This is a genomic window from Pelagibius sp., assembly GCF_028281305.1.
GTDB lineage: Bacteria > Pseudomonadota > Alphaproteobacteria > Kiloniellales > Kiloniellaceae > Pelagibius.
The window spans coordinates 60958-82074 of record NZ_JANQKD010000015.1; the positions used below are offsets into that span (position 1 = coordinate 60958).

The following is a 21117-nucleotide window of genomic DNA, read 5'->3' on the forward strand; positions in this document are numbered from 1 at the left end:
CGGAATTATCAACCCGATCCTGATGGTGAACAGCCCTAGCCGCTCAACACCACCAGAAGCGCGCTGGCGGGCTTGCCGTCCAGGGCGGCGATCCGGTGCGCCACGTCGGCGCGATAGCGCAGCGTATCGCCGGCTGCTCCCTCCTCCTCGCGCAGGCCGGACTGCACGGCGATGCGCCCGTCCAGAATGGTCAGATGCTCGCGGCAGCCGGGCGCATGGGCATCGCTGATCAGGGCGCCGCCGGCGTCCAGGCGCAGTTCGTACCATTCAACGCTGCCGGCCAGGTTCGGCGGGCTCAGAATCTTCAGACGGCAGCGCTCCCCGCGGCTGTCGATGGTGGGAGTACGCTCCGCCGGCAGACGCTCCACCTGGCCGCTGGCCGGCGCCGCCGCCGGCTGCTTTCCCAACAGGCCTGCGAAATCGACCCCCAAGGCCTGGGTCAGGTTCCACAGGGTTGCCAAGGTCGGATTGCTCTCGCCACGTTCGATCTGGGACAGCATGGAGCGGGACACGCCCGAGCGCTGGGCCAGGTCGTCCAGGGTAAGCTGCTGTTCCTTGCGCACCGCGCGCAACGTCTCGGCGACGCGCGAGACGATGCTTTCCGCATCCAGGGGGGCCGCGTCCAAAGGGCCTGCATCCAGGGGAACCTGATCCGTCATCGCTCCACTATAACGGAGAGATTTCCTCTAATCCAGAGCGACCCAGCGGGCCTCCTCGGCAGAGCGCAGCACGGCGTGCATGACCCGCTCGGTGGCCAGCGCGTCCTCGAAGCTCGGATAGAGCGTCTCCTCGCCCGCAAGCCCGTGCAACAGGTGCGCCACCTCGACGGTCTTCATGTCGTTAAATCCGAGGCTGTGGCCCGGCGCCGGAACGAAGAGGCCGAAGGGCGGATGGGCCGGGCCGCTGAGAATGGTCTTGAACCCCTGCTCGGCTTTCGGGTCCTGGGCCTGATAGAGCTGAAGTTCATTCATGCGCTCCTGGTCGAAGGCAATCATGCCGGCGCTGCCGTGCAGCTCCCAGGCGAAGCGCGACTTGCGGCCCCAGGCAATGCGGCTGGAGGCCAGGCTGCCGGAGAATCCGGCGCGAAAGCGCAGCAGCGCCGACACGGTATCGTCGTTCTCCACCCGCCCGGAGGCCCCCGCCGCGCCGTCCAGCAGCGGCCGCTCGGCATGCATGGTGGTGAGCTCCGCCATGACAGCCTCGATTGGGCCGCAGAGAAACTGCGCCATGTTGATGAGGTGGCTGGCCAGGTCCCCCAGAGTGCCCGATCCGGCCTTGGCCTTTTCCATGCGCCAGCTATGCGGCAGCTCCGGATCGGCCAGGTAATCCTCGTCGAAAACGCCGCGGAAATCGACGAGGCGGCCGATGGCGCCCGCCTCCACCAGGCGCCGGGCATGGGCGACGGCGGGGTTCTTTGTGTAATTGTAGCCGACCAGCGACCGGACCCCGGCATCGCGCACCGCCGCGGCCATGGCCTCGGCTTCCTCCAGGGTCAGCGCCAGAGGCTTCTCGCAGTAGACGTGTTTGCCGTTGCGCGCCGCCTCGATGGCCATGGCGGGATGCAGGGCGTTCGGCGTGGTGATGGAGACCACGTCAACCGCGGGGTCGCTGACCAGGGCGCGCCAGTCGGCGGTTGAACGGGCGAAACCGAAGGCTGCGGCCTTTTCCGCCGCCAGCGCCTCGTCGACCTCGCAGAGCAGTTCCAGGCGCGGTCGCGGCAAGCCGAAAACCGTCGCGACGGCGGTATAGGCAATGGCGTGGCACTTGCCCATGTAGCCCGTGCCGATGAGGCCGACCCCGACTGATTCCAAGCGTGTAATCCCCTGCTGCCGCCCGGACCCGCCCGGATCTGACCGGATCTGGGGGGCGACCTGAAACCCGAGGCCGCCTTCTACCCTAAACCGTGCCGCCCAAGGAAGCGGAAAGCTGCTGCAGTTCCTTGCCGCCGGCCATCAGGTTCTGCAGCTCGTCCATGGTGATCTCGTCCTTGGCGAAATTGCCCAGGGTCTTGCCGCGGTTGAGCACGGTGAAGCGGTCCCCCACCGCCATGGCATGGCGCACATTGTGGGTGATGAAGATCACGCCGAGGCCCTTGGAGCGCACCTGGTCCACGTACTTCAGCACCATGGAGGTCTGCGCCACGCCGAGCGCCGAAGTCGGCTCGTCCAGGATCAGCACCTTGGCGCCGAAGTAGACCGCCCGGGCGATGGCGACGCACTGCCGTTCGCCGCCGGAAAGCGTCCCCACCGCCTGCTGCGGATCGCGCACGTCGATGCCGATGCGGTGCATCTCTTCCCGGGTCACCCGGTCGGCTTCGTCGAAGTTGATGAAGCGGATGGGCCCGAGCTTCCTCACCGGCTCGCGGCCCATGAAGAAGTTGCGGGTCACCGACATCAGCGGGATCATCGCCAGGTCCTGATAGACCGTGGCGATACCGGCATCCAGGGCGTCGCGCGGCGAATCGAAGTCGACGTGCTCACCCTCCACCAGAAACTCGCCGTTGGTGGGCTTGTGCACGCCGGCCAGGGTCTTGATCAGGGTCGACTTGCCGGCCCCGTTATCGCCCAGCAGGCAGAGCACCTGCCCCCGTTTGACCGTCATAGAAACGCCGGCAAGGGCGATCACCGATCCGAAATGCTTCACCACGTTGCGGACATCGATGAGAACGTCAGTGCCATTGCCCGCGCCGTTGGAGCCAGAGCTTGCGCCGTTGGTACTTACGTCTGTCATCTTACCGCTCCCCCGTCGCGCGCTTGCGGATGTAATTGTTGAACAGCACCGCGGTCAGCAGCATGCCGCCCAGGAAGACGAGGTACCAGTCCTGGTCGATGGTGGTGTAGGTCAGGCCGATCAGCACCATGCCAAAGATGACGGCACCGATCGCTGCGCCGATGGCCGAGCCGTAGCCGCCGGTCAGCAGGCAGCCGCCGATGACCGCTGCGATGATCGCCTCGAACTCTTTCTGGAAGCCGCGGCGCGCATCGGTGGAGCCGGCGTCGAGCACGGTGAGAATGGCGACAAGCGCGGCGCAGCAGGCGGTCAGCATGAAGAGGATCGTCTTGACCCGGTTGACCGCGACGCCGGAGTTGCGGGCCGCGTTCGCATCGCCGCCGGAGGCGAAGATCCAGTTGCCGAAGCGGGTGCGCACCAGCACCCAGGTGGCGATCGCAGCGAAGAGGACGAACCAGATGACCTCCACCGGAACGCCCTGAACCTTGGGCAGGCCGTTCTTGAAGGTATCGATCCAGCCCATCGAGGCGAACCAGGCGAAGAGCCCCTCAAAGGCGTCGCCTGAAAACAGCCCGGCAACCCAGGATCCCTCCACTGCGTCCTTGACGCCACGCAATTGTGTCGATCCGCCGGTGGCGAGCTTCAGTCCCACCAGCGTCATGCCGCGCAGAATGAACAGGAAGGCGAGAGTGACAATGAAGGACGGCAAGCCGGTGCGCAGAACGATCTGGCCGTTCAACGCCCCCATGGCAGCCGCCAGAACAAAAGTCACCAGAATGGCGAGCGGCAGCGGCAGGCCCAGGACCACGAGACAGGCCCCGAAAATCAGGCCTGCGAAAGCGACCATGGAGCCGACCGAGAGGTCGAACTCACCGCCGACCATCAGCAGCGCGGCGCCGATCGCCAGGATGCCCAGCTGCGCGGCGGGCGCCATGAAATTCATGATCCCCGCAAGGGTGAACATGTTGGCATTGGCCGTGAAGAGGAAGAAGACGGTGACCAGGATCAGGCCGGCGACGGCGCCCAGCTCGGGCCGCCGCATCAGCTTGGTCATGGCCGACACTTCGCGCAGGCGCTCGTCGCCCTTTGCCGCTGCCGTCTCTGGAGGTTCGGCCGCAGCCTCGCTGCCACCGTCTAGCGTCTTTTCAACCATCTTCGTCCTCCCTCGCGGAACCACTTTCGGGCTTGACCGGTCTTGCGCCGGTTCGCGCTTGCCGCTCGCACAGTCCGCCGAGTGCTAGGTCAAATCGTTCCCTACCTGACGAGCGATTGGAACGGCTGATCCGGGCGCCCGAAGACGCCCGGACCCGCCTGAGATCAACGAATGCCCTGAGCCGAAAGCTCCACCACCTGGGATGCCTTGTCCTGGGTGATCAGGTTGGGTCCGGACGGCACGTTGCCGCCGGGAATCAGCCCGAACTTGGCATGGTTCGCCAGGAATACGACCGGCAGATAGCCCTGCAGATACTGCTGCTGGTCGATGGCGAAGGCCGCTTTTCCGTCGGCAATCGCCTTCAGGAAATCGGAGGAAAGATCGAAGGTGCCGATCATGACCGACTCGCCCTTGCCGGCCTCATCGGCGGCGGCCAGAGCCGGCTCACCCGCCGTGCTGGCACCCAGCGCCATGACCGTATCGACAGAATCGTCGGATTCCAGGGCGGCCTTGACCTTCGCCTTCACTTCGGACGGGTCCTGCGAGACCGGCAGCACCTTGGAAGCGCCACCGAAGCCGTCGGCAAAGCCCTGGCACCGCAGATCCAGCGCCACGTTGCCGACTTCCTGATTGATGCAGATGGCACTGCTGCCGCCAAGGGCGGCCATCTTCTCTCCGGCCGCCTTGCCGGCATCATATTCCTCCTGGCCGACGTGCAGCAGGGCGCCGAGCTTCTTGGACACGTCGGAGCCGGAGTTCATGGAGACCACCGGAATTCCGGCCGCAACAGCCTTCTCGATGGAAGGCCCAAGGGCGTCCGCATCGGGAATGGAGACGACGAGGCCGTCCGGCTCCTGGTTCACCGCCGCATCGATGAGCTGGGACATGACAACCATGTCGAAGGTCTCCGGCGCGCGGTAATCGACACTGACACCCATATCCTGTGCTGCTGCGTCGACGCCGTTCTTTACCACCGACCAGAAGGGATCGTTGGCCTGACCGTGACTGACGACGATGATGTTGACGTCCTGTGCCTGGGCGGCGCCGGCCGCGCCGAGGAACGCGGCGGCTGCCGCAAGACGATGCAAAGCTTTCATTCAATCCTCCCCTTGCAAAGGTTCTGCGCTTTGATCCAGCGACCCTTGGCAATCAGCTGTCGAAAGCGGTCACCACGCGGCAGACTTCGGCCGGCAGAACCGCGCGTCCGCCGGGCGGACCACAGCAAAAGGGAAAGGGCATCCGGGGCCGAGGCCTTCCTGACCCGGCTGCGGCTATGGCTGCTGTGATGTCTTGGGCCCACGGTCCGAAACGGAAATCCGCCGGCCTTCGTCCATCGGGGCATATCGCCTTCCCTAGGCAAGAATCCGGGCTTTGGACCCGGGTTCACTCTGATTGGCTCAGATTGTCGCTGCGCGCAGAATAAACCGACCGATCCGATTTTTCTAGAATTTTTATTCCCCTTTTGCTTCACTGTGAGAATTGGATGGAGTTCCGTGCAGCAAGAAGCGCCGGGCTTTTCGGTGCCCGGGCAGTGCTGGCGTTGCGGAACAAGGCGGGGACATGGTCAAGGTCGACAGCATGACGAAGGGGGAGTCAGGCGTGGGGGCGGAGCCGGAAAGCGACCTCCCTGCACCGCCACGCGACTTCGCCGGCTTGCGCGGTCTGCTGATGGAGCGCCACGCGAACCTGCCCAAGCGTCTCGCCCAGGTGGCCCGCTTTGCGGTTGCGCATCCGGACGAAATGGCCTTTGGCACTGCGGCGAGCATAGCCGAGCAGGCAGCCGTGCAGCCGTCGACCCTGGTGCGCTTCGCTCAGACCATCGGCTATCAGGGTTTCTCGGACCTGCAGGAGATCTTTCGGGCGCGCCTGCGCGAGCGCTGGCCGGACTATGAGGAGCGCCTCGAGAGCCTCAGCCACCAGGAACGTGGGCGGGGCGGCGTGCCGGATCTGCTCGACGGTTTTGCCCAGGCCGGCATGACATCCCTGATGCGCCTGCGCGACAGCATCGATGCGGATCACCTGAACAAGGCTTCCAAGCTTCTGGCTGCCGCCGATACGATCTATCTGCTCGGTCAGCGCCGGGCTTTTCCCATTGCCGCCTACATGGCCTATGCGCTGGGCAAGCTCGGGGTGAAAAGCCTGCTGATCGACAACGTCGGAACGCTGGGCCAAGAGCAGGTGGCCTTCGCCGGGACGGGGGACGCGCTTATATCCATCTCTTTCACTCCCTACGCACCCGCAACCATCGAGCTGACCGGGTCCACAGCCGCGCGGGGCGTCCCCCTGATCGCGATCACAGACAGCCCCTTCAGCCCTCTGACCGAGCAGGCGGAGGTGTGGTTCGAAGTCGTCGAAGCCGACTTCGCCGCCTTTCGCTCCCTCTCCGCCTCTTTCTGTCTGGCAATGGCCCTCTGCGTCTCCATCGCCGAGCAGCGCCGCGGTCGGTAGAGCGGACCGGCGGTCTCTTCCTTTATGAACACTATCCGGCCTGAAGCCGGACAGGACTGCCCGCCCTCCAGGACTCGCTGGCGGCATCGGCGAGCACCTGCGCACGGAAGCCGTCCTCGCCAGACGGCGTCAACGGCCGCCCGTTCGTGACCCCGTCCACGAAGGCGTCGAGTTCGGCCTGGTAGGCTTCCCGGTATCGTTCGAGAAAGAAGTCCAGGGCGGGGTCGCAGCGGTAGCCCTCCGCGGTTGCCGCCTCGACGGTGGTGGCGCGCCGGTTCCCCGCGCGCAGCAGACCCTTCTCGCCGTGCACTTCGATCCGCTGGTCGTAGCCGTAGGTGGCCCGGCGCGAGTTCGAGATCTGGACGATCCGCCCGCCCGCCGTTTTCAAAGTGACCGCCGCCGTATCAACATCGCCGGCCGCGCCGATCGCCGGATCGACAAGGCAGGACGCCGCGGCAAAGACCTCCACCGGTTCCTCATCCAAGAGAAAACGCGCCATGTCGAAGTCATGGATCATCATGTCGCGGAACAGACCGCCGGAGCGCTCGATGTAGGAAACCGGCGGCGGTGCGGGATCGCGGGAGAGGATGGTGATCATCTCAACCGGGCCGATCTCCCCCGCCCCCAGGCGCGCTTTCAAGGCGGCGAAGCTGGGATCGAAGCGTCGGTTGAAGCCTACCATCAACGGCCGGCCGGCCGCCGCGACCACGTCGAGGCAGCCGCGAATACGCCCGGCGTCCAGATCCACAGGCTTCTCGCAGAACACCGCTTTTCCCGCGCGGACCGCCGCTTCGATCAGATCGGCGTGCAGATCAGTCGGCGCCGCGATCACCACGGCATCGATCCCGCGGTCTTCGAGCAAGGCGTCCATCGCCTGCACCGGCGCGCCGGTTTCGGCCGCCAGAGCCTCGGCCGCCGCCGGCAGGGCATCGGCGATGCCCGCCAGTTCGGCGCCCGGGTGCGCGGCGACGTTGCGGCCGTGAATCTGGCCGATGCGGCCCGCGCCGAGCAGTCCGATGCGAAGCATTGCCTCCCCCTTCTCCAGGACCAAAATAGAACTGGAATTCCATATTGACCCATTAATAGATGTTATGTTTCATTCTTCCAAGCGCGGAACAAAGCGCGGCTCTCAATAAAATCTGACCTCGGGTCAGCACCAGGGGAGACGGCCGCATCATGGGCGAGGACTCTTTGGGCAGGGACGCTCTGGATAGCGGCGCTGCGCTCGATCTCATCACCATCGGCCGGTGCTCGGTGGACCTTTACGGGCAGCAGGTCGGTGGACGGCTGGAAGACATGGGCAGCTTCGCCAAGTACATCGGCGGCTGTCCCGCCAACATTGCCGTCGGCTCTGCGCGACTGGGCCTGAAGGCAGGTTTCCTCAGCCGCGTGGGCGACGAGCACATGGGGCGCTTCATCCGCGAAACCCTCATCGCCGAGGGGGTGGACACCAGCCGCCTGATGACGGATCCGGAGCGGCTGACGGCCCTGGTCATTCTCGGTATTCGCAACGAGGACAGCTTTCCGCTGATCTTCTACCGCGAAAACTGCGCCGACATGGCGATCAGCGAAGACGACATCGATGCCGAGTACATTGCTTCGGCCAAGGCCGTCGTCGTGACCGGCACTCATTTCTCCGCACCCGGCGTGGAAGCGGCGTCACGCAAGGCCGCACGGCTGGCGCGGGAGGCCGGGCGCAAGGTGGTGCTCGACATCGACTACCGCCCGGTGCTCTGGGGCCTCACCGGCCACGGCCTGGGCGAAGAGCGCTTTGTCGAGAACGCCGCCGTCTCCAAGCACCTGCAGACCATTCTGCCGCTCTGCGATCTGATCGTAGGCACCGAAGAAGAACTGCACATCGCCGGCGGCACCACAGACACGCTGGAGGCCATCCGCGCTGTGCGCCGCCTGAGCGACGCCACCATCGTCTGCAAACGCGGGCCCATGGGCTGCGTGGTCTTTCCCAGCGCCATTCCCGACTCTCTCGAAGACGGCGTCTCCGGCCCGGGCTTCCCGGTGGAGGTCTACAACGTGCTGGGCGCGGGCGATGCCTTCATGAGTGGCTTCCTGCGCGGCTGGCTGCGCGACGAGCCGCTGGAGACCTGCTGCAAGTTCGCCAACGCCTGCGGCGCCTTCGCCGTCTCCCGTCACGGCTGCGCGCCGGCAGTCCCCTCCTGGACCGAGCTCAGCTACTACTTCGAACACGGCAGCGACCACCACGCCCTACGGCTGGATCCGGATCTGAACCGGGTCCACTGGGCGACCACCCGTCCGCAGCGCTACGACAGTCTCTGCATCCTCGCGGTCGATCACCGCAGTCAGCTCGAAGACATGGCGCGGGACTGCGGCCGGGACCACGCGGCCATCGGGCAGTTCAAGACCCTCGCTCTCCGCGCCGCCCGGCAGGTCGCCGGCGGGCGCGGAGGGTTCGGCTTTCTCATTGACGACCGCCTGGGGCGCGAGGCGCTGCACGCAGCGGCGGAGGGCGACCTCTGGGTCGGCCGGCCCATCGAACTGCCCAGCTCCCGCCCGCTGGCCTTCGAGGAAGGGCCGGACCTGGGCGGCGCGCTCACCGAGTGGCCTCTGACCAACTGCGTGAAATGCCTGGTCTTCTATCATCCCGACGATCCCGAAGACCTGCGTCTCGCCCAGGAGCAGCAGGTGGTGCGGCTGTTCGATGCCTGCCGGCGCAGCGGCCACGAGCTGCTGCTGGAAGTGATCGCCAGCCGCCACGGCGCGGTGGACGAGACCACCCTGGCGCGGGCTATCGCGCGGTTTTATGACCTGGGCGTGGCGCCGGACTGGTGGAAGCTGGAGCCACTGGCCGACGACGCGGCCTGGCGCGCGGTCTGCGAGACCATCGAAAGGCACGATCCCTATTGCCGCGGCATTCTTCTGCTGGGGCTCGAGCGACCGCTGGATGAGCTGACCAGCTCTTTCCTGCTTGCCGCACGCCACCGGCTGGTGAAAGGCTTTGCCGTGGGCCGCAGCATCTTTGCGGAGCCGGCAAAGGCCTGGCTGAACGGCGCAATTGACGACGCGGCAGCGGTTGATGCCATGGCACAGCGCTTCGCCACCCTGGTTGCCGGCTGGCAGCAGGCCGCGGAGGAGCAGGCCGCCTGAGAAAAGCGGCGCTGCAGCGCAGGGATTACTACATAAAGAACGATCTTCGACCGAGTTACCTTAGCGAGCGAGAGCAAGCCCCATGTCCACCCTTCGCTTGACCATGGCCCAGGCGCTGGTCCGCTATCTGGCGGCCCAGAAGATCGAGACGAACGGCGAAGCGGTGCCGTTCTTCGGCGGGGTCTGGGCCATCTTCGGCCACGGCAACGTCGCCGGCCTGGGCGAAGCGCTCTACGGCGTCCAAGACCATCTGCCCACCTACCGCGCCCACAACGAGCAGGCCATGGCCCATAGCGCCATCGCCTATGCGAAGGCCAGTAACCGCCGGCGGGCGATGGTCTGCACCACTTCCATCGGCCCTGGCGCCACCAACATGGTGACCGCCGCCGCGTTGGCCCATGTCAACCGCCTGCCCCTGCTGCTGCTGCCGGGCGATGTCTTCGCCAACCGGCGCCCCGACCCGGTGCTGCAGCAGATCGAGAGCTTCCAGGACGCAACCATCAGCGCCAACGACTGCTTCCGCCCGGTCTCGCGCTTCTGGGATCGCATCACCCGGCCGGAACAGATCTTGACCGCCCTGCCCCGCGCCATGGCGGTGTTGACCGACCCGGCCGACTGCGGCCCCGTCACCCTGGCGCTCTGCCAGGACGTGCAGGCGGAGGCCTACGACTATCCAGAACACTTCTTCGCCGAGACACTCTGGCACTTCCGCCGGCCGCGGCCGGACCAGCAGGAACTGGCGCGCGCTGCCGCCCTTCTCGCCGAAGCCGAAAAGCCGATGATCGTCGCCGGCGGCGGCGTGCACTACAGCCTCGCCGGCGACAGCCTGCGTGGCTTCGCCGAGCGCCACGGCATCCCGGTCGCCGAGACCCAGGCGGGCAAGAGCGCCCTTGCCTGGGACCATCCGCTGAACCTCGGCTCTCTCGGCGTCACCGGCACCTCGGCGGCCAACGAGAGCGCCGAGGAAGCCGACGTCATCCTGGCCGTCGGCACCCGCCTGCAGGACTTCACGACGGGCTCCCGCGCACTCTTCAGGAACCCGGCGCGCCGGCTCATCCAGCTCAACACTGCAACCTTCGATGCCGCCAAGCACCAGGCTGAGCCGCTGGTCGCCGACGCCCGCGAAGGGCTGGAGACCCTGAGCGCCCAGCTCTCCCAGTACCGCAGCCCGTCCGACTGGCTGGACGCCGTCAGCGCACGCATCGGCGCCTGGAACCAGGCCGCCGATGCGGCCCGCGCCAACGAGGGTGTCGGCAACGGGCGCCTCCCCAGCGACGCGCAGGTGATCGGCGCTGTGAATCGAAACACCGATACGGACGCCATCGTTGTCTGCGCCGCCGGCGGCCTGCCGGGCGAACTGCACAAGCTGTGGCGCAGCAGCGCGCCCGGCGGCTATCACCTGGAGTACGGCTATTCCTGCATGGGTTACGAGATCGCCGGCGGGATCGGCGTCAAACTGGCTCAGCCGGACCGCGAGGTCATCGTCATGGTCGGCGACGGCAGCTATCTGATGATGAATTCGGAGATCGCCACGGCCGCCATGCTGGGCCTGCGCCTCACCATCGTGGTGCTGGACAACCGCGGCTTCGGCTGCATCAACCGGCTGCAGCGCGGCACCGGCGGCGAGTCCTTCAACAACCTGCTACAGCATGCCCGCCACGAGAAGCTGCCGGAGATCGACTTCCGCGCCCATGCCGCGAGTCTCGGCGCCCAGGCGGTGAAGGTCGACTCGATCGACGCCCTGGAAGCGGCCCTGCAGATGCATCAGGACATCGAGGGCCCGCGGGCCATCGTCATCGACACCGACCCCATGATCACAACCGAGGCCGGCGGCGCCTGGTGGGACGTGGCGGTGCCGGAGGTTTCCGAGCGCGGCCCGGTGCGCGAGGCCCATGCAGCCTACACCGCGGCCAGAGCCCGGCAGCGCCTGGCGGATTGAGACGGAGCGTGAGGCCATGACGATCAGACTCGGCACCAATCCCATCGCCTGGTCGAACGACGACCTGGAGAGCCTGGGCGGCGAAACGCCGCTGGAGACCTGCCTGCGCGAGGCCCGCGCCGCCGGCTTCGAGGGCATCGAGATGGGCAACAAGTTTCCGCGCGACGCCGCCACGCTGGCGCCCTTGCTGGAAAGCCACGAGCTCTCCCTGGTCTCCGGCTGGTATTCCGGCCACCTGCTGGAGCGGGACGCGGCGGCGGAGTTCGATGCCATGGGCCCGCACCTCGCCCTGCTGAAAGCGATGGGCTGCGAGCAAGTCATTTTCGCCGAAACCAGCAACGCCATCCATGGCCGCCAGGACATCCCGCTGTCCCGGAGCCCGAGCCTCACCCCGGCTGAGATGACGGCCTTCGCCGGCCGGGTCAGCGCGGTGGCGGAGCGCGTGCGCGATGCTGGTCTGCAGCTCGCCTATCACCACCATGCTGGGACGGTGGTCGAGACCGAAGCGGAAACCGATGCCTTCATGGAGGCCGCCGGCGATGCGGTCGGTCTGCTGCTCGATACCGGGCACGCCACCCTGGCGGGCGCCGACCCGGTGGCCCTCGCCCGCCGCTATGCGCCGCGCATCACCCATGTGCACTGCAAGGACCTGCGCCCTGAGGTGCTGGCCGAGGTGCACGCCCAGGATCTGAGCTTCCTGAACGCCGTGATCGCAGGGATCTTCACCGTGCCGGGCGACGGCTGCGTCGACTTCGCCGGCGTGCTCGGCGCCCTGCGCGCACCGCGCTACCAGGGCTGGCTGGTGGTCGAAGCCGAGCAGGACCCGGCCAAGGCCAACCCCGCCGTCTACGCCGCCCTCGGCCACAAGAACCTCGCCCGCTTCGCGGCGGAGGCGGGCCTTGCCCAGAGCCCAGCCTGATGCTCGACAACACGCATCCCTGGTTCAGGCCGCTCTATCGGCGCGTGCTGATCGTCGCGCTCTGTTTCCTCTGGCTGGTGCTGGAGACCATCGGCGAACAACCGCTCTGGCAGATCATCTCCTTCGCCGTGCTGGCCTATGCCATCTGGGCGCTGCTGTGGAAGTACGAGCCGCCGAAAGACAGTTCCTCCGGTTAAGGCAATCGCTAACCCCCTTGAGCACGAGAGACCTGTTATGCCCAATCTTCTGGTGAAACCGCGAACCCCCGATGCCGACGGCGAGGTGCTCTCCGTCTCGCCGGAATCTGCCGGCTGGCGTCATGTCGGCTTCAAGGTGTTCAAGCTGACGCCCGGCCAGAGCCTCACCCGCGAGACCGGCGATCAGGAGGTCTGCCTGGTGCTGGTGACCGGCAAAGCGGACATCGAGGCCGGCGGCCAGAGCTTTGCCGACCTCGGCGAGCGTATGTCGGTTTTCGAGGGCAAGGCCCCTTCCTCCGTCTATGTGCCGAACGGCGAGACCTACAGCGTCACCGCCAGGACCGAAGTCGAGCTTGCCGTCTGCTCGGCCCCCGGCGCCGGCAACCACCCGGTGCGCCTCATCGCGCCGGAGGACGTGGGCTTCGAGGAACGCGGCAGCGGCACCAACCGGCGCCTGATCTACAACATCCTGCCGGAGACCGAGCCCGCCGACAGCCTGCTGGTCGTGGAGGTCATCACCCCCAACGGCAACTGGTCGAGCTATCCCCCGCACAAGCACGACACCGACGACATCCCGACGGAGTCGAGCCTGGAGGAAACCTATTACCACCACCTGAACCCGCCCCAGGGCTTCGCCTTCCAGCGGGTCTACACCGACGACCGCTCCATCGACGAGACCATGGCCGTGGAAGACGGCAATTGCGTGATGGTGCCGCGCGGCTACCACCCCGTCGGCGCTCCCCACGGCTACGATCTTTACTATCTGAACGTTATGGCCGGCCCGGTCAGGCAATGGCACTTCAAGAACGACCCGGCCCACGACTGGATCATGAAGAAGTAGGGCTGGACCGGCTCAATCGTAGTATCCGTCGCGAAAGACGATTGCCGTCTCGATCGGCGCGTCCGGGTCGTCCTTGGCGAGCGACGCCCAGACAGCAACGCCCAGCCGACAGGCCGTCAGGGCATCGACCTCAACAGCCAAGCCGGCATCCAAACCGGTCAGGAATGCCTTGGCTTCCGCAAAGGTCATCTTGAGCAGGTCCCGGCCTTGCAGAACTGCCTGTGCCGGCGCCGCTAGCTCTATCGCTTCGACGACTTCCGCATCGTCATAGTAGGCAAAGGCCCCCACACCAACGAAGAAATCTGTTTCCTTGGGGTCCTGCCCGCGGTGGAACGTCTCCGGCTTCTCATGGAAGCACGTCCGGGCCTCCCCGCGCGTCATCCCAAGACGCAAATCCCCGGCCCCGATTCTGGGATTGATGTCGAACTTCATAGCATTGGGAGGCTAGACCGCAGTCGGTCCGGTGTACAGGATGCTGCCCACAGGATCGCGGGAGCACTGTCCCCATCACCCCAGCCGATCCGGCCCATCGGAAATCGCGATGGGGCGGGCGCTTTCTGGACGGCGGCGGTCGCGCCGGTGCAAATGGGTCCGGGAGAACAGCCCTAGTCTGGAGCCATGGTGCGCTATTCGATCTTTTCCCTGCTCGGCAACGCCTTGACGGGCAACCGCAAATGGCAGCGGGTCTGGCGTTCGCCGGAGCCGAAGCCGGCCTACGACGTGGTCATCGTCGGCGGCGGCGGCCACGGGCTGGCAACGGCCTACTACCTGGCCAAGGAGCACGGCATCACCAACGTGGCGGTGCTGGAAAAGGGCTGGCTCGGCAGCGGCAACATCGGCCGCAACACCACCATCGTGCGCTCCAACTATCTGCTGGAGCCCAACGCCCGCTTCTACGAACACTCCATGAGGCTCTGGGAGGGTCTCTCCCAGGATCTGAACTACAACGTCATGTTCTCCCAGCGCGGGGTGCTGAACCTCGCCCATACGCCGGGCCAGATGGACAGCTACGCCCAGCGCGGTAACGCCATGCGCCTGCACGGCATCGACGCTGAATTGCTGGGCCGTGAAGAGGTCGCAAAGTTCGTCCCCGGACTGGACATGTCCCGCAGCGCACGCTTTCCCATCGAGGGCGGTCTGCTGCAGCCGCGCGGCGGCACCGCGCGCCACGACGCGGTCGCCTGGGGCTACGCTTACGGCGCCGACAGCCGCGGCGTCGACATCATCGAGAACTGCGAGGTCACCGGCTTCCTGCGCGAAGGCGGCGCCATCGTCGGGGTCGAGACCAGCCGCGGCATCATCCGCGCCGGCAAGGTGGGGGTGGCCGTCGCCGGCAACTCCTCGGTGGTGCTGGAAAAGGCGGGGCTCAACGGCCTACCCATCGAGAGCCATGTGCTGCAGGCTTTCGTCTCGGAGCCGCTGAAGCCCCTCATCGACAGCGTCGTCACCTACGGCGCCGGGCACCTCTACATCTCCCAGTCCGACAAGGGCGGGCTGGTCTTCGGCGGCGACATCGACGGCTACAACTCCTACGCCCAGCGCGGCAACCTGCCGATCATCAAGCACGTGGCCGCCGCCGCAGTCACCATGTTCCCCAACCTGGCGCGCCTGCGCCTCGTGCGCCACTGGGGCGGCATCATGGACATGTCCATGGACGGCAGCCCGATCATCTGCAAGGGGCCCATCGAGGGGCTCTATATCAACGCCGGCTGGTGCTACGGCGGCTTCAAGGCGACCCCGGCCTCGGGCTGGTGCTTCGCCTCGACCATCGCCAACGGCCAGGCCCACGCCCTGAACGCGGCCTTCACCCTGGAGCGCTTCTGCCAGGGCCGCGTGATCGACGAGCGCGGCGCCGGCCCACAGCCGCGGCTGCACTGAGGGACAATTGGCGAAAGTCATTACGTCATCCACCCTTCGAGACGGCGCTTCGCGCCTCCTCAGGGTGAGGACTGGAATCCAAGAAACCAACCTCATGGTGAGGAGCCCCGCAGGGGCGTCTCGAACCATGCCGAGGGCCGAAGGAACGAAAAGATGCTGATCCCCTGCCCCCACTGCGGCCCGCGCGACGTGAGCGAGTTCACCTACGGCGGCGACGCCACCAAGGAACGGCCCGATCCGGGAAGCACTTCGGCAGCGGAGTGGTGCGACTATGTCTTCGCGCGGGAAAATCCGCGCGGCCCCCATCTGGAGTACTGGCACCATACCCAGGGCTGCCGGCTTTGGCTGAAGGTGCGCCGAAACACCGCGACTCACACAATCGAAAGCGCAGAGGTGGTCGGCCCCTGGGCCGGGGCGGAGGAGCGTCGGCGCGACAAAGGACAAGACGTGGCATGAGCGGCTACCGCCTGGCCTCCGGCGGCCTGATCGACCGCAGCCGCCCGCTCAGCTTCACCTTCGACGGCAAGCGCTACCAGGGCTTCGCCGGCGACAGCCTGGCCTCGGCGCTGCTGGCCAACGGGGTCGAACTCTACGGCCGCAGCTTCAAGTATCATCGCCCGCGCGGCCTCTTCTCCGCCGGGGTGGAGGAGCCCAACGCGCTGGTCACCCTGCGCAGCGGCGCGCGCAGCGAGCCCAACTGCAAGGCACCCGTCGTGGAACTCTTCGAGGGGCTGGAGGCGCGCAGCCAGAACCGCTGGCCCTCCCTCGGCCTCGACGTGATGGCGGTCAACGGTCTGGCCGGACCGCTGCTCTCCGCCGGCTTCTACTATAAGACCTTCATGGGCCCGACCCGCAAAGCCTGGATGCTTTACGAGCACTTCATCCGCAAGGCCGCCGGTATGGGTGCCGGGACGCTGTTGGCGGACCCGGATCGCTACGAGGACATGAACGCCTTCGCAGACGTGCTGATCGCAGGCGCCGGGCCGGCGGGCCTGATGGCGGCCCTGGCCGCCGCCGGCAGCGGCGCGCGGGTCATCCTCGCCGACGAACAGGCGGAGATGGGCGGCAGCCTGCTCGGCAGCGGCCTTCCGGTCGGCGAGGTCGGGGGCGAGGTCGGGGGCGATGCCTGGTGCCGCTCGGCGCTTGCTGTGCTGGCCGCCCTGCCGAACGTCACCCTGCTGCCGCGCACGACGGTTTACGGCTATTACGACGACAACGCCTTCGGTGCGGTGGAGCGGGTCGCCGACCATCTGGCCGCGCCGCCGGAGGGCGCGCCGCGCCAGCGCCACTGGACCATCCGCGCCCAGCGGCTGGTGATCGCCGCCGGCGCCATCGAGCGCCCCCTGGTCTTCGCCGACAACGACCGCCCGGGGGTGATGCTGGCCGACGCGGCACGGGTCTACATCGAGCGCTACGGCGTCGCGCCGGGCCGCCGGGTCGCCCTCTTCGCCAACCATGACGGCGCCTATCGCACCCTGCACGCCCTTGCCGCCGCCGATGTTCCGGTCGTGGCTGTGATCGACCCGCGCCGGTCCATCGGCACAGCCGCCCGCGCCGCCGCCGAAGCGGCCGGCGCCGAACTGTTGACCGGCCATGTTGTCACGCGGGCCCTCGGCGGACGTCGGCTGACCGGGATCGAACTGGCCGCCTACGACCCCGATGCGGGCGTCAAGGGCCCGGCCGCCCGAACCCTCGCCGTCGACTGCCTGGCGGTCAGCGGCGGCTGGACGCCGACCATCCACCTGGCCAGCCAGGCCAGCGGCCCGGCGCGTTGGGACGACACCCTGGCCGCCTTCCTGCCCGGCGAGCCGGCCCAGCCCTGGATCGCCGCCGGCGCCTGCAACGGCGAGATGGCGACAGCGGCCTGCCTGGCCGCCGGCGCCCGCGCCGGTGCCGAGGCGGCGCGCGCCTGCGGCTTCTCGCCTTCGCCGGTCTCGATCCCGGCGGTGACGGAGCAGTTGGTCTGCGACGGCATCCTGCCGCTCTGGGATGCCCGCCTGCCGAAGGGCGGGGGCAAGGCCTTCGTCGACCTGCAGCACGACGTCACGGCCTCGGATGTCAGCCTCGCCCACCGGGAGGGCTTCCGCTCCGTCGAACACCTGAAGCGCTACACCACCCTCGGCATGGCGACCGACCAGGGCAAAACCTCCAACATGGCGGGCCTGGCGCTGATGGCCCACGAGCGCGGCCTGACCATTCCGGAAGTGGGCACCACCCGCTTCCGCCCGCCCTACACGCCGGTCAGCCTCGGGGCCCTGGCGGGCCAGGCGCGCGGCGCCCACTTCCGCCCGCTGAGGCGCACGCCGCTGCACGACTGGCACGTGGCCGAGGGCGCCGACATGATGGAGGTCGGCCTCTGGCAACGCCCGCGGGTCTACCGCCGCGAAGGCGAGTCCGTGGAGCAGGCCTACATCCGCGAGGCCCGCCAGGTGCGGGAGAGCGTGGGTATCGTGGACGTCTCCACCCTCGGCAAGATCGACGTGCAGGGGCCGGACGCGGCGGAGTTCCTCAACCGCGTCTATTCCAACGGCTTCCTGAAGCTGCCGGAGGGCAAGGCGCGCTATGGCCTGATGCTGCGGGAGGACGGCTTCCTCTGGGACGACGGTACCACCTGGCGCCTCGGCGAACACCGCTTCCTCATGACCACCACAACAGCCAACGCCGCCCCGGTGCTGGCCCAACTCGAATTCCTGCTGGCGGCGGTCTGGCCGGAGCTGAAGGTGGCGGTCACCTCGGTCACCGAGCAGTGGGCCGCCATGGCGGTCTCCGGCCCGCGCACCCGCGACGTTCTGGCGGCCGTCCTCGACGACATCGACATGACCAACGCGGCCTTCCCCTTCATGGGCGTGCGCGCGGGGCACCTGGACGGCATCCCGGTGATCGTGGCGCGGCTCAGCTTCTCCGGCGAGCTGGCCTACGAGGTCTACTGCGGCGCGCACTCTGGCGAGGCTGTCTGGCGGAAAATCCTGGCGGCCGGCCGGGACCACGACATCGTCGCCTACGGCCTCGAGGCGCTGGGAACGCTGCGCATCGAGAAGGGTCACGTGGCCGGCCCGGAACTGGACGGCCGCACCACGGCGGAAGACCTGGGCCTCGCGGCCATGACCTCGCGCAAGAAAGACTACATCGGCAGCGCCATGCTGGACCGCGAAGGCTTGACCGAGCCCAAGCGCCTGAAGCTCGTCGGCTTCGTCTCCCGCGACGGCCAGCCGGTGCGTTCAGGCTCCCATCTCGTCTCCGCGGACGACAGCGAAAGCCCGCCGCGCAGCCTGGGTCACGTCACGTCTTCGACCTACAGCCCGGCGCTGGAGAAGTACATCGCCCTTGGCCTTCTGGAGGACGGGCGCGAGCGCATCGGCCAGGAACTGATCGCCAGCTATCCCCTGAAAGGCCACAGAGTCGAAGTGGAGGTCGTCTCCTCCCACTTCTTCGATCCCGAGGGGAGCCGGATGCATGTCTGATCTGTTGTCTCCCCTGCAGGGCCACAGCGAGCCCCGGGTCGTGGGCGCCGGCCAGGGCGAGGCGGGCGTGGTGCTGACCGAGCGGCGCATCGTCAGCCTGGTGCAGGTCGCCGCCTGGCCGGAGACCCTGGCACAGGTTGAGGATGCGATCGCCTCCCTCACCCACTGCGCCCCGCCGCAGCGCGCCACCGGCTCCAGCGCCCGGGAGGGCACGGTGATCATGGCCATCGGACCCGGTCGCTTCCTGATCGAAAGCACGGACCCGGCACTCGCCGCCAAGCTCGCCGAGGGGGTTCCCGCACCGCTGGGCGCGGTCACCGACCTCAGCCATGCCCGCAGCGTGGTGCGCATCGCCGGGCCGCAGGCGGCCTGGGTGCTCGCCAAGGGTCTCGCCATCGACCTGGACCCGGCGCGATTCCCGCCTCTGGAGGTGGCCCAGTCGGCGATCCACGAAGTGGGCGTGCTGGTGCGGCGGGTTTCGCCAGACAGCTTCGACCTTTATGTCTTCCGCGGCTTCGCGCTATCGTTCTGGGACTGGCTGACCGAGGCGGCGGCCGAGACCGGCTATCGCGTCGATCCGCCCGCCAAGGTCTAGGAGCCAGCGTGTAACCGCATGGCCGCGAAGCGGCGCGAAGACCCGGGAACCGCTTCGACTGTTTTCTCATGGATCTTCCACAAGGCTTTGATCTAAAGGCCATCCGTGTCTTCGTGATGGTGGCGGAAACCGGCGGCATGACGCCGGCGGCCAAGCAGCTTGGCCTGACCCAGTCCACCGTCTCCCAGATCGTCGGCAATCTTGAAGACGCGCTGGGGACTCCGCTCTTCGACCGCGCCGTCCGGCCGCTGGCGCTGACCGCCGCCGGCACCACCTTCTACGAACGCGGGCGGGTGATGCTGGCCGAGGCCGGCGACCTGCTGCGCAGCCTGCGCGCGGGCCAGTCGGAACCGCTCAGCAGCCTCACCCTTGCCATGGCCGACAGCCTCGCCAATGCGGTGGGCCCGGCGCTGGTGGCTGAGCAGCGTGCTCTCGCCAGGCGCTGGCGCATCTGGGCCGGCATCTCGCCCGACAACCACGCAGCACTTATGAACCGCACGGTGGACGCCGTGGTCACCACCACCGACGAGCTGGACGGGATCGAGGGCCTGGAGTCCCTGCCGATCCTGACCGAGCCCTTCGTGCTGGTGCTGCCGGCAAGCTACCAGGGCCCGGTGGAGCCGCTGGAAGCGATGACCGATCTGCCCTTCGTGCGCTACTCCCTGCGCTCGGCCATCGGCCGCCAGATCGAAGGGCAGTTGAACCGCCTGCGTCTTTCCGTGCCCATCGGCGCCGAGTTCGACACGGCGGCGAGCCAGCTCACCGCCGTCGGCGACGGCATGGGCTGGTCACTCTCGACGCCGCTCTGCCTCTTGCAGGAACGCGGCCGGCTGGAGCGCCTGAGGGTCGAGCCCATGACCCGCGGGCGCTTCTCCCGCCCCATTGCGCTGGTCGCCCGGCGCGGCGATCTCGGCACCACCACCGAGGTCCTGGCCGCCGCCATCCGCCGCATCCTGAAAGAGCGCTGCCTGCCGGAGCTCTTCGCCGCCCTGCCCTGGCTGGCCGAGGATATCGTCTGGCCGGAAGAGCCGGCTGCCGCCGCCCAACCGTATTCATAGAGAGACGTAGCAAAGCATGGGAAGCCTAGACGGAAAGCGCGCGATCATCACCGGCGGCGGCAACGGCATCGGCGCGGCGGCTGCGATCCTCTTCGCCCAGGAAGGTGCCGAGGTAGCCATCCTGGAGATTGACCGCGCGGCGGGGGAGCGCAGCGCTGCGGCAGCAGAGGCCGCGGGCGGCACGTGCCTCTTCATCGAATGCGACATCGCCCAGCCGGAGGCGGTCGAAGCGGCGGTCGGGCAGGCGGTGGAGCGCTTCGGCGGGCTGAACGTGCTCTACAACAACGCCGGCGGCGCCACCGCGCACGACGGCAGCCTCGTCGATATGCCGCTGGAGGAGTTCTGGCGCACGATCTCGGTCGATCTCTACGGCAGTTTCCTCACCGGCCGCTTCGCCCTGCCGCACATCAAGGCCTCCGGCGGCGGATCGATCATCAACACGACGTCCATCCGCGCGATGAAGGGCACCTCCGGTGCGGATGCCTACTCCGCCGCCAAGGGCGGGATCGTCGCCCTCACCAAGGCGATGGCCCTGCAGTGGGGACCGCAGGGCATCCGCGTCAACGCCATCGCGCCGGGCCCGGTGCTGACCGAACGCACCCGCGGGCTCGGCATGACCGAGGAACCGGGCGCGCAGTGGGGCGGCGTGCGTCCGGGCCAGCCCGAGGAAGTGGCGGCCATGGCGCTCTTCCTGGCCTCCGACGCCGCCGCCTACGTGAACGGCGCCATCATCCCGGTCGACGGCGGCGCCGCGGCCTTCTGAGGAGCAATACAG

19 protein-coding genes are annotated in these 21117 nt (G+C 67.7%); 12 read left to right on the forward strand and 7 right to left on the reverse strand.

The features are described 5' to 3' along the window. Positions 1-35: 35 nt before the first annotated feature. From Q0982_RS03560 to Q0982_RS03580, 5 genes are all read right to left on the reverse strand, one after another. Positions 36-659, reverse strand: a complete 624-nt coding sequence (locus Q0982_RS03560) for a helix-turn-helix domain-containing protein (RefSeq protein ID WP_299391766.1) — start codon at positions 657-659, stop codon at positions 36-38. Between the two features lie 27 nt (positions 660-686). Then, positions 687-1811 carry a Gfo/Idh/MocA family protein gene (locus Q0982_RS03565; RefSeq protein ID WP_299391769.1) on the reverse strand — a complete coding sequence of 375 codons (1125 nt, stop codon included), beginning with the start codon at positions 1809-1811 and terminating at the stop codon, positions 687-689. Positions 1812-1896: 85 nt separating this feature from the next. Then, positions 1897-2730: an ATP-binding cassette domain-containing protein gene (locus Q0982_RS03570; protein WP_299391771.1), complete on the reverse strand. Its 834-nt coding sequence runs from the start codon at positions 2728-2730 to the stop codon at positions 1897-1899. Position 2731: 1 nt separating this feature from the next. After that, on the reverse strand, positions 2732-3883 hold the full coding sequence (locus Q0982_RS03575; RefSeq protein ID WP_299391774.1) for an ABC transporter permease: 1152 nt from the start codon (positions 3881-3883) through the stop codon (positions 2732-2734). Positions 3884-4047: 164 nt separating this feature from the next. Continuing rightward, positions 4048-4980 carry a sugar ABC transporter substrate-binding protein gene (locus Q0982_RS03580; RefSeq protein WP_299391776.1) on the reverse strand — a complete coding sequence of 311 codons (933 nt, stop codon included), beginning with the start codon at positions 4978-4980 and terminating at the stop codon, positions 4048-4050. A 463-nt stretch (positions 4981-5443) separates the two neighbouring features. Here Q0982_RS03580 and Q0982_RS03585 point away from each other — a divergent pair, with 463 nt between their 5' ends. Beyond that, positions 5444-6331, forward strand: coding sequence for a MurR/RpiR family transcriptional regulator (locus Q0982_RS03585; RefSeq protein ID WP_322096941.1), 888 nt, complete (start codon positions 5444-5446; stop codon positions 6329-6331). 31 nt (positions 6332-6362) lie between these two features. Here the strand turns inward: Q0982_RS03585 and iolG are convergent, their stop codons facing one another. Further along, positions 6363-7358 (reverse strand): inositol 2-dehydrogenase, encoded by a 996-nt coding sequence (iolG, locus tag Q0982_RS03590; protein WP_299391778.1) that lies wholly within the window; start codon positions 7356-7358, stop codon positions 6363-6365. Between the two features lie 149 nt (positions 7359-7507). On the opposite strand from iolG, the gene iolC reads away from it, so the two are divergent. From iolC to iolB, 5 genes are all read left to right on the forward strand, one after another. Then, positions 7508-9454, forward strand: coding sequence for a 5-dehydro-2-deoxygluconokinase (gene iolC / locus Q0982_RS03595; protein ID WP_299391781.1), 1947 nt, complete (start codon positions 7508-7510; stop codon positions 9452-9454). Positions 9455-9536: 82 nt separating this feature from the next. After that, positions 9537-11393: a 3D-(3,5/4)-trihydroxycyclohexane-1,2-dione acylhydrolase (decyclizing) gene (gene iolD / locus Q0982_RS03600; protein WP_299391784.1), complete on the forward strand. Its 1857-nt coding sequence runs from the start codon at positions 9537-9539 to the stop codon at positions 11391-11393. 16 nt (positions 11394-11409) lie between these two features. Next, positions 11410-12312 (forward strand): myo-inosose-2 dehydratase, encoded by a 903-nt coding sequence (gene iolE / locus Q0982_RS03605; protein ID WP_299391786.1) that lies wholly within the window; start codon positions 11410-11412, stop codon positions 12310-12312. Next, positions 12312-12509 (forward strand): DUF3329 domain-containing protein, encoded by a 198-nt coding sequence (locus Q0982_RS03610; RefSeq protein WP_299391788.1) that lies wholly within the window; start codon positions 12312-12314, stop codon positions 12507-12509. The genes iolE and Q0982_RS03610 overlap by 1 nt, the downstream gene beginning before the upstream one ends. A gap of 37 nt (positions 12510-12546) precedes the next feature. After that, the gene (gene iolB, locus Q0982_RS03615) at positions 12547-13350 is read left to right on the forward strand and encodes a 5-deoxy-glucuronate isomerase (protein WP_299391790.1); all 804 of its coding nucleotides are present in this window, start codon (positions 12547-12549) and stop codon (positions 13348-13350) included. A 12-nt stretch (positions 13351-13362) separates the two neighbouring features. Here iolB and Q0982_RS03620 read toward each other — a convergent pair whose 3' ends face one another. Beyond that, complete coding sequence (locus tag Q0982_RS03620) at positions 13363-13782, reverse strand: hypothetical protein (RefSeq protein WP_299391793.1); 420 nt, start codon at positions 13780-13782, stop codon at positions 13363-13365. 186 nt (positions 13783-13968) lie between these two features. On the opposite strand from Q0982_RS03620, the gene Q0982_RS03625 reads away from it, so the two are divergent. The 6 genes from Q0982_RS03625 (at position 13969) to Q0982_RS03650 (ending at position 21105) form a co-directional block, all read left to right on the forward strand. Continuing rightward, a complete protein-coding gene (locus Q0982_RS03625) occupies positions 13969-15228 on the forward strand; it encodes a sarcosine oxidase subunit beta family protein (RefSeq protein ID WP_299391796.1) in 1260 nt (419 codons plus the stop codon). Positions 15229-15381: 153 nt separating this feature from the next. Continuing rightward, positions 15382-15684 (forward strand): sarcosine oxidase subunit delta, encoded by a 303-nt coding sequence (locus Q0982_RS03630; protein ID WP_299391798.1) that lies wholly within the window; start codon positions 15382-15384, stop codon positions 15682-15684. Next, positions 15681-18689 (forward strand): sarcosine oxidase subunit alpha family protein, encoded by a 3009-nt coding sequence (locus tag Q0982_RS03635; RefSeq protein WP_299391801.1) that lies wholly within the window; start codon positions 15681-15683, stop codon positions 18687-18689. The genes Q0982_RS03630 and Q0982_RS03635 overlap by 4 nt, the downstream gene beginning before the upstream one ends. Further along, positions 18682-19284, forward strand: a complete 603-nt coding sequence (locus Q0982_RS03640; RefSeq protein ID WP_299391803.1) for a sarcosine oxidase subunit gamma — start codon at positions 18682-18684, stop codon at positions 19282-19284. Before Q0982_RS03635 ends, Q0982_RS03640 begins: the two co-directional genes overlap by 8 nt. 68 nt (positions 19285-19352) lie before the next feature. Next, positions 19353-20342, forward strand: coding sequence for a LysR family transcriptional regulator (locus Q0982_RS03645; protein ID WP_299391806.1), 990 nt, complete (start codon positions 19353-19355; stop codon positions 20340-20342). Positions 20343-20358: 16 nt separating this feature from the next. Then, on the forward strand, positions 20359-21105 hold the full coding sequence (locus tag Q0982_RS03650; RefSeq protein ID WP_299391808.1) for an SDR family NAD(P)-dependent oxidoreductase: 747 nt from the start codon (positions 20359-20361) through the stop codon (positions 21103-21105). Positions 21106-21117: the final 12 nt, after the last annotated feature.